Annotated in this window: 15 protein-coding genes; 7 read left to right on the top strand and 8 right to left on the bottom strand. The window is 42.5% G+C overall.

What is annotated here, in order from left to right; genetic code table 11:
- Positions 1 to 77: 77 nt before the first annotated feature.
- The 3 genes from ychF to K245_RS26545 all read right to left on the bottom strand — a co-directional run bounded on the left by ychF (position 78) and on the right by K245_RS26545 (position 2,783).
- Positions 78 to 1,145: a redox-regulated ATPase YchF gene (gene ychF, locus K245_RS0109740; protein WP_027359139.1), complete on the bottom strand. Its 1,068-nt coding sequence runs from the start codon at positions 1,143 to 1,145 to the stop codon at positions 78 to 80.
- Positions 1,146 to 1,401: 256 nt separating this feature from the next.
- Complete coding sequence (locus tag K245_RS0109735; RefSeq protein ID WP_027359138.1) at positions 1,402 to 2,025, bottom strand: HAD family hydrolase; 624 nt, start codon at positions 2,023 to 2,025, stop codon at positions 1,402 to 1,404.
- Positions 2,022 to 2,783, bottom strand: a complete 762-nt coding sequence (locus K245_RS26545; RefSeq protein WP_051284017.1) for a DUF1573 domain-containing protein — start codon at positions 2,781 to 2,783, stop codon at positions 2,022 to 2,024. The genes K245_RS0109735 and K245_RS26545 overlap by 4 nt, the downstream gene beginning before the upstream one ends.
- Before the next feature lie 273 nt (positions 2,784 to 3,056).
- Here K245_RS26545 and K245_RS0109725 point away from each other — a divergent pair, with 273 nt between their 5' ends.
- The 5 genes from K245_RS0109725 to K245_RS0109700 all read left to right on the top strand — a co-directional run bounded on the left by K245_RS0109725 (position 3,057) and on the right by K245_RS0109700 (position 10,070).
- Positions 3,057 to 4,613, top strand: a complete 1,557-nt coding sequence (locus K245_RS0109725) for an FGGY-family carbohydrate kinase (protein ID WP_027359137.1) — start codon at positions 3,057 to 3,059, stop codon at positions 4,611 to 4,613.
- Positions 4,614 to 4,622: 9 nt separating this feature from the next.
- Entirely contained in the window at positions 4,623 to 6,326 is a 1,704-nt protein-coding gene (locus K245_RS0109720; RefSeq protein ID WP_027359136.1) for an FAD-binding oxidoreductase, read from the top strand.
- Positions 6,327 to 6,693: 367 nt separating this feature from the next.
- Positions 6,694 to 7,824 carry a GGDEF domain-containing protein gene (locus K245_RS0109710; RefSeq protein WP_084156192.1) on the top strand — a complete coding sequence of 377 codons (1,131 nt, stop codon included), beginning with the start codon at positions 6,694 to 6,696 and terminating at the stop codon, positions 7,822 to 7,824.
- 425 nt (positions 7,825 to 8,249) lie between these two features.
- The gene (locus K245_RS26540) at positions 8,250 to 8,879 is read left to right on the top strand and encodes a TetR/AcrR family transcriptional regulator (protein ID WP_027359134.1); all 630 of its coding nucleotides are present in this window, start codon (positions 8,250 to 8,252) and stop codon (positions 8,877 to 8,879) included.
- An 84-nt stretch (positions 8,880 to 8,963) separates the two neighbouring features.
- Positions 8,964 to 10,070: an amidohydrolase gene (locus K245_RS0109700; RefSeq protein ID WP_027359133.1), complete on the top strand. Its 1,107-nt coding sequence runs from the start codon at positions 8,964 to 8,966 to the stop codon at positions 10,068 to 10,070.
- Positions 10,071 to 10,308: 238 nt separating this feature from the next.
- Here K245_RS0109700 and K245_RS0109695 read toward each other — a convergent pair whose 3' ends face one another.
- Positions 10,309 to 11,073, bottom strand: a complete 765-nt coding sequence (locus K245_RS0109695; RefSeq protein WP_027359132.1) for a glucose 1-dehydrogenase — start codon at positions 11,071 to 11,073, stop codon at positions 10,309 to 10,311.
- Positions 11,074 to 11,404: 331 nt separating this feature from the next.
- Here K245_RS0109695 and K245_RS26535 point away from each other — a divergent pair, with 331 nt between their 5' ends.
- The gene (locus K245_RS26535; RefSeq protein ID WP_027359131.1) at positions 11,405 to 11,959 is read left to right on the top strand and encodes a hypothetical protein; all 555 of its coding nucleotides are present in this window, start codon (positions 11,405 to 11,407) and stop codon (positions 11,957 to 11,959) included.
- Between the two features lie 253 nt (positions 11,960 to 12,212).
- On the opposite strand, the gene K245_RS0109685 is transcribed toward K245_RS26535, so the two are convergent.
- Genes K245_RS0109685 through mqnE form a run of 4 tightly spaced genes read right to left on the bottom strand, consistent with a single transcriptional unit; the run spans position 12,213 to position 16,432 of the window.
- Positions 12,213 to 13,064 carry a menaquinone biosynthetic enzyme MqnA/MqnD family protein gene (locus K245_RS0109685; protein WP_027359130.1) on the bottom strand — a complete coding sequence of 284 codons (852 nt, stop codon included), beginning with the start codon at positions 13,062 to 13,064 and terminating at the stop codon, positions 12,213 to 12,215.
- Positions 13,065 to 13,077: 13 nt separating this feature from the next.
- Complete coding sequence (locus K245_RS0109680; protein WP_027359129.1) at positions 13,078 to 14,256, bottom strand: amidohydrolase family protein; 1,179 nt, start codon at positions 14,254 to 14,256, stop codon at positions 13,078 to 13,080.
- Positions 14,256 to 15,326, bottom strand: a complete 1,071-nt coding sequence (mqnC, locus tag K245_RS0109675) for a cyclic dehypoxanthinyl futalosine synthase (RefSeq protein WP_027359128.1) — start codon at positions 15,324 to 15,326, stop codon at positions 14,256 to 14,258. The genes K245_RS0109680 and mqnC overlap by 1 nt, the downstream gene beginning before the upstream one ends.
- Entirely contained in the window at positions 15,326 to 16,432 is a 1,107-nt protein-coding gene (gene mqnE, locus K245_RS0109670; protein WP_027359127.1) for an aminofutalosine synthase MqnE, read from the bottom strand. Before mqnE ends, mqnC begins: the two co-directional genes overlap by 1 nt.
- 483 nt (positions 16,433 to 16,915) lie before the next feature.
- Between mqnE and K245_RS0109665 the strand changes: the two genes are divergently transcribed.
- Positions 16,916 to 17,788: a restriction endonuclease gene (locus K245_RS0109665; RefSeq protein ID WP_027359126.1), complete on the top strand. Its 873-nt coding sequence runs from the start codon at positions 16,916 to 16,918 to the stop codon at positions 17,786 to 17,788.
- Positions 17,789 to 18,027: the final 239 nt, after the last annotated feature.

The raw sequence follows: 18,027 nt of genomic DNA, 5'->3' as shown, positions 1-18,027 counted from the left end.
TATGATGTTTTATTGGAGGTAATGGGGCTTCTTCAAATAGCCCCATATCTTTGACTGGAGAATAACGCAGAACCGGATCAGACTTTGAATCTTATATTCAGGATATCTCCGTCCTCGACAATATAATCCTTGCCGTTCACATATATTTTGCCCAGCTTTTTAAGTTCTGCTTCGCTGCCTGCAGCCATCAGTTCAGCATATTTTATGGTCTCTGCACGAATGAACCCTCTTTCAAGGTCTGAGTGGATGGTGCCTGCCGCATTCGGCGCAGAAGCTCCTTTTCTCATAATCCACTGACGGACTTCATCTTTTCCTACGGTAAAAAATGATATTTTGCCAAGGGCGTTAAGGCAGCTTCTTGTAAGAACTCCAAGCGCAGGTTCTTCAATTCCAAGATCATCCATGAAAACCTGCTTTTCCTCAGGATCATCAAGCAATGCGATCTGGGATTCTATTCCTGCGCAGATGCTTACAAGAGCGATTTTTTCCCTTTCACAGAAATCTTTTATGGCCTGGGATGGCTCTGTCTTAACTTCATTTTCTCCTACATTCAGAACAATTACCATTTCCTTCAGGGTTATGAATGGATAGCTTCTGATGAATGTCCATTCTTCGTCTGAAATTTCCATGTGCCTGAGTGGTTTTTCGGCTTCAAGATGGGCTCTCATTCTTGTGAGAAGGGCATGTTCTTTTTTGTTGTTTTCATCTTTGATTTTCTTCATGTTCGCCTCGACTCTTTCGAGGCGCTTTTCAATGAAAACAAGATCATGGAGGATGAGTTCTGAATTTATCGATTCAATGTCCCTGAGCGGGTTCACGTCTCCGTCTATATGAAAAACCGATTCATTTTCAAATGCCCTGACTATGTGGCAGATAGCATCCATGTCGGCTATGTCCTGAAAAATGGTACCCTTGGCTATTGTTTCTTTTTCAAGTTTTGGAAGAAGGGAAAAATCTATTTTTGCGTGTGCTTCCTTTTTGGGCTCATACATTGCTACAAGTGCGTCGAATCTTGGATCAAGAATATCAGCCGAGCCAGGCATTGGTTTTGTGATCTGAACATGCTCAGGTATTTCAGAACCTGTTAGCGCGGTAAACATGGCTTTTTTTCCTGTTTGCGGCAGACCGATTATTCCGACTTTCATAACTGTCCTCTTTGTCTATTTATTATATATGCACAGATTGATGATCCAATTATTGACCCAACTATTGATTCAAGAACGCTTTCTTTGAACGTCTTTTATCACGCAGATTTATTGCCGTCAAATGAAGAGCTTTACAGATAGCTTATTGGTTGAAAGATCCTGTCTGATAGAGATTTGTTTACGGCTCTAATTCTTGCAGCGTTACTGCAAAGTTGATTAGGGATTGATGGGTGGCAGCAAACTCAAATAATACTGATTAATTCAAGCCGACTATTTCAGGGATTTCCGAAAGACTCCGGAGATTTTTGACGGACTTCAGGCCACTGTTTCTGAAAGAGAAAAAAATGACTCCTGCCGAATCAGAAGCGAGCTGATCAAATTTTGAATCGCCTATATATATTGCTTCGTCAGACCCGAGGTTGAAATGTTCAAGTATTTTGAAAAGCTGGTCTGGCGCAGGTTTTGGATTTTCAACATCCTTTGTTGTCACGACAAGATCAAACAGGCCTTCAAGCCCGTGATGGCTTATAACAAGAGGCATCGTGGATGTTCTGTTTGTGGCAATTGCTGTGATAAATCCTGATTTTTTAAGCCCTTTAAGCAGATCTTTAAGGTCAGGCTCCATGATCATATGTGGAACCAGATCATTATAAGACAACGTTGCCGCATATTTATAGACCTCCTCAAGATCGTGCTGCCCGTTGAGGAGGTCTTTTATTGCATTTTTTGCAGTGTCCATATGGGCTTTTTCGAGCTGTTCTTCGGTCATGTCCGGGATTCCGAAATGCTTTAGAATCCTGTTGTAATATATTCTGTTGACCTCACGGGTGTCAAACATGACACCATCACAGTCAAAAATTACAGCCCGTATTTTTTTCATTGAGCCGGTGTCCCAGAAGCTTTTGGGGCTTCAGCCGGATCTTCTATTACTCCGTAGACTCCTATTGCTATGAATTTTTGGGCCTCTGAATCGGTCTTAATGCTGATTCTGTCATAATATCTGCCCGGATCTTTTTTGATGTTTATTATGGTGAGCTTGTAAACAGGCTTATTGTCTTTGGTTTCTGTTTCAAGCTTTGTGGTCATGTGCTGGCCGTAAGCTGAGGTGACTTCAACGATCTTGAAAGGGAATTTTTCCTTTGGCGTAATGGTTATAACCTCTGAAAGGTTATCTCCGGGTTTGCCCTTGAATGTTACCTTGTCTTTTGAAACATCGGCAAAGCTTTCGACTACTCCCTTTATCTTTAGTTCTATCGATGGTCTATCAGGGTCATTTGACATTACTGTCACTGGCTTTTCAGGAGCTTTGCCGCCGTATCCCGTGGTGTCAAATTTTATGCTTATCTTGCCTTCTCCGCCTGGTGGGATCTCTTTCGTGAAATTAGCCGCAGTACATCCGCAGCCAGGTTTTACGTTCTCAATTTTAAGGATCTCATCGCCCTTGTTTGTTACTTTATAATCGTGGGTGACCTGTGTACCTTCAACTGTGTTGGGGAAGACAAATACTTCATTGTCCACGACAATTTTAGGTTTTTTTGTCTCAGCTGATTTTGTTTCTGCAGTCTGGCCTACGGCACAGAGAGCCATTACAAAAACAGCAATAAGAAGTACAGAAACCACAGTTTTTCTGTTGTGCATTTTTTCCTCCGGGCAAAGGGATTTTATTGAAATGGATAATATGAAATTGAGCGGCTACAATCTAATTTTGAATGCCTCGAAAGTCAATAGGGGCGTTGCTTTTATGTGAAAAAGTTTTTGACATTTTTTGTGGAAAAGTATTTTATGCTTTAATATGGTAAGAGGTCATACCACAATCAGTCGTGTGACGTATAAAGACTCTAAAAATTTTGTAACAAACATGGGATACTTGAGCTTGATCAGAGCTGATGAAAATAAAGGCAAAGGTGTATTTTGAGGGATATTTTACTTTCAATAGATTGTGGCACCCAGAGTCTGAGAGCTCTTCTTTTTTCCAGGCAGGGACTATTGCTCGATAAGGTGCAGATTCATTATGAAGCATACAGCAGCCCAAAACCTGGATGGGCTGAGCAGAAACCCGAAATATTCTGGGACAGTCTTTGCGAAGCAACTAATCTGCTTAAAAAAAGGTGTCCTGAATATTTTGAAAGGATTGCCGGTGTTGGCGTTACAACCCAGAGAGACAGCATGGTCAATGTAGATATAGACGGCAATCCTTTGAGACCTGTAATTACATGGCTGGACCAGCGCAAGGCCATGCCTGTATATGAACCCAATTCATTTTTGAATTTTGTTTTCAAATGCGTGGGAGTAAACAATGCTTTAAGAAAGCTCCAGGCAGATGCGAAATGCAACTGGATCATGCAGAACGAGCCTGAAATATGGGAAAAAACAGCTTGTTATATGCAGGTTTCAGGATTTCTTAACAGAAGACTTACTGGCAAGTTCAAAGATTCCACAGCTTCACAGATAGGCCATGCTCCTTTCAACTACAGAAAGGCGGCCTGGGCCTCGGAAAGCTCTCTTAATTTCAAGCTGTTCCCAATAGAAAGGTCAAAGCTTCCGGAGGTGGTTCTTCCTGGTGAGCTGATTGGTGAAATTACAAACGAGGCGTCTCTGGTAACGGGTATTCCTGCAGGAATTCCGGTTGTCGCATGCGGATCTGATAAAGGTTGTGAGACAATAGGAGTAGGTGTTCTTGATACAACCATGGCCAGCCTGAGTTTCGGAACTACAGCCACTGTTCAGACCACAACCGATAAATATTTTGAATCCATAAGATTCATGCCTCCTTATCCAGCGCCGATTCCAGGCAAATACAATCCAGAGGTGGAAATCTTCAGGGGTTACTGGATGATAACCTGGTTCAAAAACGAGTTCGGCCACAAGGAAATGGAAAAAGCAGAAGAACTTGGAGTTGCGCCTGAGATCATTTTGAATGATCTGCTTCATGAATCGCCTCCCGGAGCAATGGGTCTGATGCTTCAGCCTTATTGGGGGCCGGGTCTCGAGCATCCTGTTGCTAAAGGCTCCATGATCGGATTTGGAGATGTTCATAAAAAGCCTCATGTCTACAGGGCAGTCATAGAAGGACTGGGTTACGGTCTGCTCGATGGCCTGCACAAGATCGAGAAGGCGTCCGGAAGAAAAGTAACTTATCTGGCTGTATCTGGCGGGGCTTCCCAGAGTGACGAGATCTGTCAGACAACCGCAGATATCTTTAATCTCAAGCTTGCCAGGGGCAGAACCACAGAAGCTTCCGGTCTTGGAGCCGCCATGATTACGGCTGTCGGGCTTGGTTTCTATAAATCCTTTGAAGACGCAATTACTTCCATGTCTGTAAGGGACAGAGTCTTTGTTCCTGATCCGGCAAGGGCAAAAATATATGATAAACTGTACAGAAGAGTTTATAAGAATATATTCAAGGCACTAAAGCCTCTTTATGAAGAAATCAGAGAAATAACAGGTTACCCTGAAAAAATAAGATAGGAGAAAAAGATGATTTTCAGCAAAAAATTTGAACCCTCATGGACAGAAAACCAGCCGCCCAAAGGTTCTTACAGATCAATATTCAAATGGGGCGCTCCTGAAAGATTCAAACATCCCAACGCCAGGCTTTATAATATGCTGAAAGAAGTATTCGGCATGACTGATAATGATTTTGTAAAAAAGGTTAAGGAAGGCAATGAGCAGGTTTGTCTTCCATCCGATAAAAAATCATTAAGAGTCCTTACTGAAGAAGACTTAAAAAGTTTCATATCTATTCTTGGAAAAGAGAATGTCGAAACAGATGATTTTAGCAGGGTCAAGTTTTCGAGCGGGAAGACAGTGGAGGAGGCTCTTGAGCTTAGGGATGGATGTCCTGTTGATGTTTCTGATGCTGTTCTTCATCCAAGAACCAAGGAAGATGTTCAGAAGGTAATAACCTATTGCAGTGAGCATAAAATACCAGTTTACGTTTTTGGTGGCGGCAGTTCCGTGAATTTGGGGCTGAGGCCTTCAAGGGGAGGAATTACCCTTGTAATGAGCACCCATATGAAAAGGCTGATTGAGCTGAATGAGGAAAATCAGACAGCCACGGTTGAAGCCGGGATGATGGGGCCTGATTTTGAAAAGCTTCTGAATAAAGCTCCTGAAAAGCTCTCTGCCAGAAGACGATATACCTGTGGCCACTTTCCTCAGTCATTTGAGTATTCATCAGTTGGAGGATGGGTAGCCGCGCTTGGCTCGGGCCAGTCTTCAACATATTATGGAGACGCCTGCGACCTTGTAATATCCCAGGAATATGTCACTCCGGCAGGAACTTTTAAAACCGTTGATTATCCTGCCACAGCAACCGGGCCAAATATAAACTGGATAATGATGGGAAGTGAAGGGTGCTTCGGTGTCTTGACCAGCGTGACCATGAAAATTTTCAGACACATGCCTGAAAACAGAAAAAGGTTCGGATATATTTTCCCAGACTGGGACAAGGCTGTTTCAGCCACGAGGGAAATTTCCCAGGGAGAATTCGGCCTTCCTTCTGTTTTAAGAATATCCGACGCTGAAGAAACAGACGTCGCACTCAAGCTTTACGGTGTCGAAGGAACGGTTCTTGATAAAATGATGGAACTGAAGGGTTTCGAAAAGGGACGGCGCTGTCTGTGCATCGGTCATACTGAAGGAGAAAAGGGGCTTTCGTCCCATGTAAAAAGAAAACTCTCAAAAATTGCCAGGGCCAATGGCGGCATGACTCTCACCGGCTACCCGACTTCAAAATGGGAGCATGGCCGCTTCAATGATCCTTATATGCGTGAGGATCTTAACGATTATGACATTATAATTGATACCTTGGAGACCTCGGTAAAATGGGATAATCTCCATCATGTGCATAAGAGTGTCCGGGAGTTTATAAAGAAAAGACCCGCAACAGTATGCATGACCCATTGTTCTCATTTTTATCCGCAAGGCACTAATCTGTATTTTATTTTTATCGGAAGATTTTCTTCCATGCAGGAATACAAGAACTTTCAGACCGGGATAATTGAAAGAATAAATGCCTCAGGCGGATCTTTGAGTCATCATCATGGAGTTGGGAAAATGATAGGGCCTTGGATGGAGAGCCATCTTGGAAAAGAGCAGATAGATATACTTAAAGCCCTGAAAAGACATTTCGATCCTGAAAATATTATGAATCCTGGTGGACAGATGTCAATTACCTGATGGTTTTTGCGGAGCTTTTTTCAAAAAGCGATCCGCTAAGGCCGCTTTTTAATTAAAAGCATTAGTTGGTTATTGGCAAGATTGCAAAGAATCCAATTTCAGTCATTCCGGCGAAGGCCGGAATCCAGAAATTTCCAAAAATATAAAGCGCCGGATCACAAGTCCTGCATGACGCTGAAGCCATTTTATGTCTCTTTGCGAGTCCATCAAATATCAATCTTCACAGGCCCATAATTTGTGAGTCTGTGAAGATTTTTTTTGGCCCATGTTTTAGAAGAAGTATTGATATGGAGCCTCATATCGGTTATTGTATTTGCAAAGTCTCGACTCCCCAAAAGCTTTGCCCACCTAATATTTTAAGGATTTCATGATGGAGAGCATTGATAACAGTATCAGTGGCCAGATTAATATATTGGACGACAAGAAACCCGCTTCAGCCTTTGTTGGTGTCCCGGACATCAGGGATAAACAAAAAATCATATTTGCAAATATTTTTTCCGTCATATCTGTTCTTGTAGCTCTTGCTTTTGCAGCCTCTGTGGGTATTTCAGAGAGCGGTCTTATTTTTCTCGGGTATTCTTTTCTGGCACTTATCAATTATCTGCTTTTTCTTGCCACAAAAAGGTCCGGCCTTTACGAAAAAGGTGTTATTTTGCTTGCCGCAGCATCTTCAGTCGTTTTTTTCACCAAGGGCGGGTATACAGGGTTCCTCTGGCTTTTTCTCTTTCCATACGCCGCTTATTTTCTTGCGGGAATAAAAAACGGATCAATTTATTCATTTTGCGTGGCTTTGATTGGCTTAATAACCATGATTACATCTTCGGGGCCAGTACCTTTGAGCGGAATAAACGGTTTTGAGGCAAAGTTCTGCTTTCTTGCAATATATGTATCATGCTGTGTACTCGCACTGACTTATGAAGCGGCAAGACAGGATGCCAGGGAAAAACTTATAGATGCGAATATCCAGATGAATTCCAGATCTGCTGAGCATGACCTTCTTACCGGGCTCATGACCGGAGTGCAGTTGAGGGAAAGGGCGAATCAGGAGGCTGCAAGATATGACCGTTTTCAGAGGCCTTTTTGTTTTTTAAGATGTAATATTGACTGTTTTGGCATTATCAATGAAAAATACGGCTTTGACTGTGGAGACAGTATGCTTAAGGCCGTTGCAGACAAGATGAACGCCATGCTCAGGGAAACAGATCTCGCTGCAAGATGGGGCGGGAGCGAATACCTGATTCTTCTGACAGAAACAACAGCTGAAAGAGGTTTGACAGTTGGAGACAGATTGAGGAAAAGCATTGAGGATTCATCATGGGGCTGGAAAAATAAAAGACTGAACCTTACCCTCAGCATTGGTCTGAGTCTTTTTGATCCTTCCGACGGGATTGACGGATCAATAAGAATTGCTGACGAAAGAGCGGCAAGAGCAGGCAAGTTTGGCGGAAACAGGGTTGAGGGACCTGTTGTGGGAATTTTCCCTGGAAGGAATTTTTAGTTTCTGTAATATCTTCATAGTGCTGTCTTCATAACCATCTTATTTTTTTACAATTTTGCCATTTGGCACCTGGATGGTTAATTTTAAATATGACAAGGTCGCAAAGAGTCCGATTTTCGTCATTCCGGTGAAGGCCTGAATCCAGAAATGTATGATAATACAAAGATGCCGGATAAAGTCCGGCATGACGCTAAAGCCAATTTTTGACTTTTTGCGAATCCATCAAATATACCCCTTGAATCTAAGTTCCAGTGCTTCATGTTTTCAATGGCATTTCAAAAAAAATCTCTGTTTTTCATAAACCTGTTCATCACATTAATTAGGATATCAGGAATATCTTTTTGTTGATATTTTCTGCTATCATAAGTATAGGGTTTAAAAAAATTTGAACACCGTGTTTAATAAAGCTGGGGAATATAAAGGCGATGAGGTCGGAAGAAAGAAAAAAGAAAATTCTGAATTGTGCTAAGAGGCTTTTCTCTAAGAACGGATTTTACAAGACTCAGATTTCAGATATAGCAAAAGCGGCTAAAATAGCCAGAGGTACAATCTATCAGTATTTCGAGAACAAAGACATAATCTACATGACCCTGCTTGATGATTATTACAAGGCTTGGCAGGAAGACATGACAATGAAGAAGGCTGATATTGACCTTGAAAAAATAACAGCCGTGGATTTCTTTAAGAGCCAGATACGCAAAACCCTGGATTTCTTTGCCAATGACCGTTATCTCAGTAATATCATTCTCAGGGTAGGGCTTGGGGTTCCAGGCGATCTGGCTACCACAATCAAGAGATTCGAGCTGCATGTTCTTGAATTCATCATGAGAGATCTACGTTTCGGAATAAAAAGCGGTAACATAAGGGATGATCTAAACGTGGAGTTCACTGCAAATCTGCTTGCAGGCTCAGTTCTAAGAACCGCTTCATACTATTTCGGACCATACAAGAGAAAAAAACCCCTCGATACTGAAAAAGCCACCCAGGATATTATTGATATTTTTGTGCGCGGACTTTTCACAGAAAAGGCTTTGCAGCAAGCAGGCCTTATATAGGCTTTCAGATTCTGCATTTTCTGTTTGCGTCGCCTAAAATAAGGGCAGAGAGTCTTTTTATCCCGCAATGATGCAAGAGGTTTTATGAAAGATATACTTGTTGAGCTTAGAAAAAAGCTGCACGAATATCCTGAAGAATCAGGCAAGGAAAAACAGACCAGGGAAGTATTGTTATCTTTTCTTGAAAAATTTAAGCCTGATGTACTCATAGATCCAATAGGCGAAACCGGATTTGCCGCAATTTTTGGTGATAATCCAAGGAAGACAGTTCTTTTAAGGGCTGAAATGGACGCAGTATCGCTTGGGATCGGCAACACCGGAAACAGCCGTTATTCCCATTCCTGCGGGCACGACGGTCATATGGCCATCCTTGCCGGTGTGGCAGCAGCGCTTCATATGCAGAGGCCATTTGATGGCAGAGTCGTTCTTTTATTCCAGCCAGCTGAGGAGACGGGGAAAGGTGCCTTGAGCATCCTTAATTCTTCAATCTTTAATGATATTAATCCTGATGTTGTTTTTTCTCTTCATAATCTTCCTGGATGGCCATCAACATCTGTAATTGTAAAACCGGGTGCTTTCTGCTGTGCATCCCGTGGGATCATCATCGAGCTTATGGGAAGTCCCTCGCATGCGTCGAGTCCTGAGAAGGGAAAAAACCCTGTCAGAGCACTGGCAGAAATTATTCAGAAATTGCCTTCTATTTGTGAAAAAAACAGTTTTTTCAGCATGATTACAATTGTCCACGCATGCATGGGCGAACCTTCTTTCGGGGTTTCGCCAGGACACGCAAAAATTATGGCTACCTTACGAACCCATGCTGACGAAGACATGGAAAAACTTGTTTCCGAAGCTCTTATGTGTATTTCCGAAATTTGCGTTCAGCAGGAAATTTCCTGCAGAATAAGTTGGGATGACGTTTTTCCTGCTCTTTATAATGACAGGGAGGCTGCCCGTAGTGTCGCAGAAGCTGCATCCTCACTCGGTCTGGAAGTTGTGGTCCCGGAAACTCCTTTCAGATGGTCAGAGGATTTCGGACATTTCACAGCAAAATACCAGGGTGCTCTTTTCTGCATAGGCGCCGGCGTTCATTGCCCGGAACTCCATACTCCAACATATGTGTTTCCTGACAGGCTCATAGGCGTTGGCGTTGATCTTTTTTTGTCAATTTTGAAGGAGAATCTGTCATTTTAATCTGATTTTGATGAACTCGTAAAAAGTCAAAAAAGGCATCGTAGTCATGCCGGACTTGATTAGATATTTTTTATGTTTTCAGTCGCTTATAGGTTTGGGTCTGTGCCGGAAAGACGAAAATCGGACTTTTTGCGACCTCGTCAATTTTGAAAGATCAAACATATTTTTTGCACCCGGAACAGGCAGATCTCCGTCATTTTTATTTCAGCTTTTAAAGAAGTTCCGCATTCATTGAACATCACTCATAGATCATCTTTTTTGTCATACCCCCGTCAATAACAAAATTCTGTCCTGTTATAAATCCGGCTGAATCTGAAACAAGAAATGCCGCAAGGGATGCGATGTCCTCAGGAGTTCCGACCCTTCCTGCCGGATGTTGTTCGCAATCCAAGCGTGAGTGCGCTGGCTCAACCCTGTCTTTCATTTTTTGCCATTGACAGACTTCTATCCAGCCCGGACTGATGCAGTTAACCCTTATTCTGCCGCTAAAGCTTACTGCGAGTGAATGTGTCAATGACAAGATTCCTCCCTTTGATGCCGAGTATGGCTCTGTATTTTCTTCTGATTGCAGGGCTCTTGTGGAGGCAATGTTTATTATGGCTCCGGAGCTTTTCTCTAAATATGGCGCGCAGTATTTGGACATAAGAAACACGCCGGTAAGATTGACAGATATGATTTGATTCCATTCCGCCAGACTAAGTTCTGTCAAAGGCTTTCTGACAGGATTCGCAATCCCTGCATTATTAATGAGAAAATCTATCCCGCCAAACTTTGTCGCCACATTCTGAACACTACCCCGAACCGAATCCTCATCTGATACATCCGCCTGAACAAACATGAAACGGCCTGAGGAAGAATATGCTGCCTCGCATTCGCTCCCTGCTTCTGAATCAATATCAATTGCAACCACATTCATGCCTGAATTCAGAAAATAATCAGCGATTCCGAGTCCTATTCCCTTTGCGCCACCGGTAATTACAGCAGTTTTAATAATATTTACCATGATTATTCCTTTAATTTGCTCATGATTATAATTGGGAAGTGTCTGAAACCCATTTCAAGATCAATGGCCCAACATTCTGAAAAAACGGCACAAACTGAAATTTATTCATTAAAACAAACTATTGCTTAGGGCAGAATATCAATCTTTTTTGCATTTGAACATTTTTTGATAGCAACTTGAAGAGACTCATCTTTCTTGAAAACATGCTGATAATGTTGTATCGAAGAGAGGATTTTAAATTTCATTAAAAAGATTAAGCGTTTTTATCTTTTTAATATGGGACCAGACAGATTTTTCATGAAGCAGTCAAAATCAAGAAAGGAAATAAACAATGAAAAGACCATTCGTATTAATCACATCAGCCATTGGATTAGTGGCAATTTGTGCGTCAGTATTTGTGGGTTGCGGAGATTCTCCAAAGAAAGAAGAGCCTAAGGCTCAAGCGCCCCAGGCCACAACACCTCCACCTCCTGCTGAGCCTCCAAAGGCTCCGGAAGCTGTTCAGCCACCAGCACCTCCTGTGGCTCCTGAGGCTGCAGCTCCTGCTGTAACACCAGAAGCGCCTAAGGCTCCGGAAGCTGCCATGCCGACAGATGCGGCGGCACCACAAGCTCCGGTCGCAACTCCAGAAGCAGCTGCTCCTGCAGATGCAGCAGCACCGGCTGTAACTCCGGAAGCTCCGAAAGCTCCTGAAGCAGCAATGCCTGCAGATGCAGCACCGGCCGTAGCTCCTGAGGCACCAAAGGCACCTGAAGCTGCTCCCGCGCCTTCTGCCCCTGAAGCACCGGCAGTCCAAGCACCAGAGCCAGTAAAATCACCAGAAGCTGTTCAGCCGCTTGAAATGCCCAAAGAGCCTGAAAAACCGGCAAATGGGGCAGCAAAATAGTTGATTAAAAAAGCATTTTAGTGTCGAATTATTCATGCAGCGTGGTAACTCCATGCTGCATGAATAAAAGCCACCTCTTTAAAATCAAGGCCCTGAAAAAAATGCTGCAATATCTCTAATGCCTACTCTCACCATCTTTATATTTTTAGACACTTCTTGATTCCGATCTGCGCCGGAATGCCGGTAATCGGACTTTTTACGATGTTGTCAAAGCCTTACCATCTCTAAAAGACACTAAAAACCAACCATTTTTCTACCCGAACATGCTAATCTTGATTTTTTTGTTAACAAGTCCGTTTGAGTACATGTCGTCATAAAACCTTCCCAGACCTTTTACCTGTTCCTCTGGCAGCCTGTAATCAAGCAGTGAAAAATATTTTCTGCATTTTTCATAACTGAGGCCGCTTTCCCTGGCAGAAGACTGGGAGATAATATCAAGGTTTAAAAGTCCGTCTTCAAGTGATTTTCTCAGCATTGAAGCAACTTCTTCAACAAGGTCGGGGTATTTTTCGGCAACAGTTTTTCTGACTGTCCAAACCCCGAAAACAAACGGAAGATTTCTTAATTCGTGCCATAAGGTGCAAAGATCAAAAACATATCTGAATCTGTTCTCCCATGGAACAGTCAGTGCAGAATCACCTATGATGAGGGCAGCAGAATACTCTGATCCAGCGTCTTCTATTCGTTTCAGGGACTTTCTCTCAATTACAGGAACGACGCCTTTTTCAGCAAAAATGATCTTCATAAGATTTGCAGCGCTGTCCGATTCCAGTGTAAGAGCCACTTTTTTTTCATCAAGATCTTCTATGGGGCATTCACTGGCGAGAATTACGCTCATGACCTCTGACGTACAGCCTATGGAAAGCCCCGGAATAATCAGCCAGTCCTCTGAATTGAATGCATACGCAGCAGCCGAGACAGAACTTATGTCCAGCTCTCCTGCCTCCATTCTTCTATTAAGCTCAGCAGGTGGAGCCACAACATTTCTCCACACAGCCTTTTCAGACAACTTCCCAGAATCAAAAGCAAAATTAACAGGAGCCACATTCATGTATTTTATGTGGCCTATACTTATTTCAGGAAGACCGCTTTCAGTAATTCTCATAAAACCTCTGTATTTATTGAAACAACAAAAAATCAAAAACTTCGGATGTGGAAAATGGAGAATGATCCGTATAAACCATAAAGGCAGATTTCCCTGGCTCAAGCGTTCCGAATGAATTAGCAACCCCAAGAGCCAGTGCCCCGTTTAAGGTAGCCATTTCAAAAAGTGTGACAGAATCAATCCCAGGAAATTTTTCAGAAAGAAATCGAATCTCGTCTAAAACAGATAGACTGTCAACCGAAGCCAGGCTGTCAGTACCGATACAAGGCATAATTCCCTTGGAGATCATTTTTTCCACATCAGGCAGAATTCCGTGAAGATTCATGTTGCTTCTTGGACAAAGACATACTTTTGCATCTCTTTTTCTTATAATATCAAGATCTTTTTCTGTTGCCCCACAAAGATGAACACAAAGAGTGGATGAATCAAGAATACCTGTTTTTTCTGCATAGACCACAGGACTTTCTGAAGGTATGGGCCATGCAGAATAATCAATGCCTCTTGATAAAAGGAATTCCGCCCATGCACCTTTTCCTTTTTTTATGAACTCTCTCTCATCATCTGATTCGCCTATGTGAATACTGAAAGGCAGGTTTTGTTTTATAGTTTCTTTTTTAAGAAAACACATCAGATCAGGAGAAGTCGTGTGCGGAGCATGTGCTGCAAATGAATAGCTCTGAGCCGAATTGCCTGGAAAAGGAATCAGCGATGTTCCGCTTTTCAAACTGCCAAGAAATTCATGAAAACCGATTCCCGGCATCTGAAGTCCTGCAAATATTTGAGGGGATAATCCAAGAGTAGAAATGTCGGCCACAAAAACCGTTCCTGAATAATGAGCATCAGAAAGACTCTCCCTGGCAGCTTTGATCATAACATCTTCTGATGCCGAGCTTCTAATAGCAATCAGATTCTGAACCCACTCCCTGAAACCTTTGGATGTTTCAAGCTTGCCTTTTAGGAATGAAAGCTCAAGATGGGTATGACAGTTGATGAGTCCAGGAAAGATTATTCCTGGTCCGAGATCAACAACTTCAGACATTCCGGCTGATAATCCTGAAAAGCTCCCTGTTTCAATAACCTTTCCGTTTCGAGTCCGCACATAACCGTTCCGAATAATTTCAGAAGATGAAACGACCACCCAGCCAGCCCTGATAATTCTTTCATGGCTATCTGAATATGAAACCGGAAACATCAGGCATCATCCCTAAAAGTCCTCAGAATATTATAGTGGCAATCACGCTGACATGCCTCAAATCCTGCGGTCTTGATTATCCTGATCATTTCATCCATCGGCAGTCTGAACTTCACACCCGCAGCAGCAACTACATTTTCCTCTATCATTGTGCTGCCCATGTCATTTGCGCCAAAGAAAAGCGAGGTCTGGGCAATTTTTCCACCCTGCGTAACCCATGAAGCCTGGATACCGTTAAAATTATCAAGAAAAATCCGGCTGAGTGAAAGAACCTTGAGATATTCGGCAGAAGTGGCAGGAAGCCTGGGCATTTTTGTGTTTCCTGGCTGGAATGTCCAAGGGATGAAAGCTGTAAACCCGCCTGTTTCATCCTGGAGCTCTCGAAGCACTGCAAGATGTTTTATGATGTGTTCAGGTTTTTCATAATGACCGAACATCATTGTAGCAGTTGTCCTTAGGCCAAGATTATGGGCATCCCTCATAACGCCGAGCCATTCCGAGGCTGTGCATTTATTTGGTGAAACCTGCTTCCTTATTTCATCAACAAGAATTTCAGCACCGCCGCCCGGAATCGAGTCAAGGCCTGCTTCGATCAACTTTTCTATGGTTGTCCTGACCGAAAAATTACTTTTTGAGGCAAGCCATGAAACTTCAGGAGGCGAAAAACCGTGTATGTGAATCCTGAAATTCTTTTTAATGAATGAAAGGAGATCAATATAATAATCAAGGCCAAGCTCAGGATTCATCCCTCCCTGGAGAAGTATCTGGGTCCCTCCGAGTGCTATTGTCTCTTCAATTTTAAGGCTCAGCTCTTCTTTGGTAAGAACATAACCGTCACCGTTTTCAGGCTTGCAGTAAAAAGCACAGAAAAGGCAGCCCGATGAGCATACATTTGTATAATTGATATTTCGATCAATAACAAAGGACACACGGTTTTCAGGATGAAGATGCCTTCTTCTTGCATCGGCAACAGCACCAAGCTCAAGCATATCAGCTTCAAGAAAAAGTTTCAGTGCTTCCTGTTCGGAAATTCTTTCATGGGCTGCCGCTTTTTCGAGGATCTTCTGCATCAGCAGCCTCCTTTTATTTCTGATACCGCATTATAAAAAGAATCCCTTTCAACCGGAGTAAAACCGGCGGACACAATGAGGTTCTCAAGGCTCTGGCGGGTTAACCCTTTTGGTGAAGATGCTCCGGCCATATGGGTTATCTTTTCTTCCATTATCGTTCCATCCAGATCATCAGCTCCGAAAGAAAGCGCTATCTGTGCAGTTTTTTCGCCAAGCATTACCCAGTAAGCTTTTATATGATCGAAATTGTCCAGCATGAGACGGCTTACAGCAACGGTCTTGAGATCATCAATACCATTTGTTTCAGGGAGTTTTGACAGTTTTGTATTCTGTGAATGAAAAGCAAGGGGAATGAATGCAGAAAATCCGCCTGTCCTGTCCTGTAGTTCACGAAGCTGGATCAGATGATTTATTCTTTCTTCCATTGTTTCTATGTGGCCGTAAAGCATTGTGGCATTTGTCGTGATTCCTGCTTTATGAACCGCTTCAATTATCTCGAGCCAGCGTTTTCCGCCTATTTTCTTCGGAAAAAGCTCTTTCCATACCCTCTCGCTCATGACCTCTGCTCCGCCTCCGGGCATCATGGAAAGTCCGGCTTCTTTAAGCTTAGCAATTACATCATTTATGGAAAGACCGGAAATGTTCGAAAGGTAATCAATTTCAACGGCTGTGAAGGCTTTGATTACGGCATCTGGCCTGACTTCCTTTATGACCTTGAGAAGTCCGATATAATAATCAAAATCAAGCTTTGGGTTCAATCCACCGACCATATGGATTTCCCTGATCGGCTCGTCGATTTTTTCAAGAAGCCTTTTCCTGACATCATCGAGGGAGTAAGTGTATGCTCCGTTTTCTCCGTCATCCCGGGCGTAGGCGCAGAAAACGCAACGGTTTCTGCATACGTTGGAATAATTGAGGTGCTGGTTATAAATAAAAAAGGCTTTTTTACCGTGCTTTTTCCTTCTGACCATGTCGGCAAGCTGGCCAACTCCTGTCAGATCCGATGATTCATAAAGCAAGGCGGCATCAGCAAAACTGAGACGGATGCCTTCAACAACCTTTTTTTCGATGTCTGAAAGCCTTTTATCAGAAAAATAAAGGGCCATATTCTTCTCCGGAATTACAATAATCAGGATTAATAATATAAAAGATCCGCCCGAAACAAACGACACCTATAATATGAGGCAATATTGTTAGGCAAGGGAATAGTTTATGATTATCCAGCCCAGATAAATGAATTTTTAATCAATTTTTAAATAATTGTGTGCAGTATTAACAAATATTTGCGGCAGTATTAATTCGGAAGGGCATTCTTTTTGTATATAATCGTAGCAAAAAAAATCTGAAATTCTGAACAGAGAGTTTTATTTTTTATGAATATAGGGTACTTCAAAAAATTAGAATTTTTGATGTGGTAGCAAGGAAGCGGCGCATGGAGAACCGGAGTTTATAGGTTATAAATGAGCATTCGAGTACGACGCTGACGCTGCTAACGCGCAAAAAGGCAATTATTAGAGATGCCCAACATTATAAAAGTTTGAAATCTTTCCGGATTGAACAAAAATGGCGTCTAAAAAATAAGGATAACCATGAGCAAAAAAGCCAAGTCTGAATTCACCAGATTTTTAATACCTGTTATCGAGGTTATAAGGAACTTGTCAGGAAGTGGAGCTGCTGGCGAAGTTACTGATCTTGTAATTGAGAAGCTTAATATAAGCGACAGCGAACTATCCGAAACACTTAAAAACGGAGCCTCAAAAATTAGAAATCAGGTGGCATGGGCTCGAATGTATCTTGTTAACTCAGGTTTTTTAGACTCTTCCATAAGAGGAGTCTGGTCTCTGACAGAAAAAGGCTTGAATGCAGACCTTTCCTTAATTGACCTGAACGAAATTATAAAAGCTGCAAGAACCAAATCTGAAAGTAATGCCACTTCAAAAGATGATGCTTCGAAACCCGGAATTATTGATGAATCTGTCGATATTCAACCTCATCAGACTGAATTGCTTGCATTACTTAAATCCATGCCTCCATCAGGATTTGAAAGACTCTGCCAGCGGCTTCTCAGAGAAGCAGGATTTAAACAGGTTGTGGTTACTGGCAAAAGCAACGATGGTGGCATAGATGGACAGGGCGTTCTTGAGGTAAATCCCTTTGTGAGTTTCAATGTTATTTTTCAGTGCAAACGTTATAAAGACGCAGTGTCTGCTCCCCAGATCAGGGATTTAAGAGGCGCAATGCAAGGAAGGGCAGAAAAGGGTATTTTTCTGACCACAGGAAGATTCACTCTTGAAGCAAAAAAAGAAGCGCGGAGAGATGGGGTTCCTCCAATTGAACTTGTTGATGGACAGTCCTTGATTGAAATGTTCGAACGCCTTGAACTTGACCTGAATCCTGTGAAAAGTTTTACTGTAAACCATGATTTTTTTGACGAATATATGCAATCAGCAAAGTCTTTTTGATGAGTTTTTTAAGCGGCTGCACTCAACCATTCAGTATTCACAGAGTGATCAGGATTTCTGCCGGAATCGCAATCTCATTCCCTTACAGGGCATAAGCCCTTTTTGAATTAAGATCCCGGAATCCCCCTCCCCAAAAAAATGTGGCTATGCTCAATTCTCAGTAATATTTGAAAAGGTCATGGCCTGAACATTTGACAAGGTCGCAAAAAGTTCGGTTTCCGTCATTCCGGCGTAGGCCG

Source organism: Desulforegula conservatrix Mb1Pa, from assembly GCF_000426225.1.
Classification (GTDB): domain Bacteria; phylum Desulfobacterota; class Desulfobacteria; order Desulfobacterales; family Desulforegulaceae; genus Desulforegula; species Desulforegula conservatrix.
Note: the sequence above shows the minus strand (reverse complement) of the source record. Positions and strands in the feature narration are given on the sequence as shown.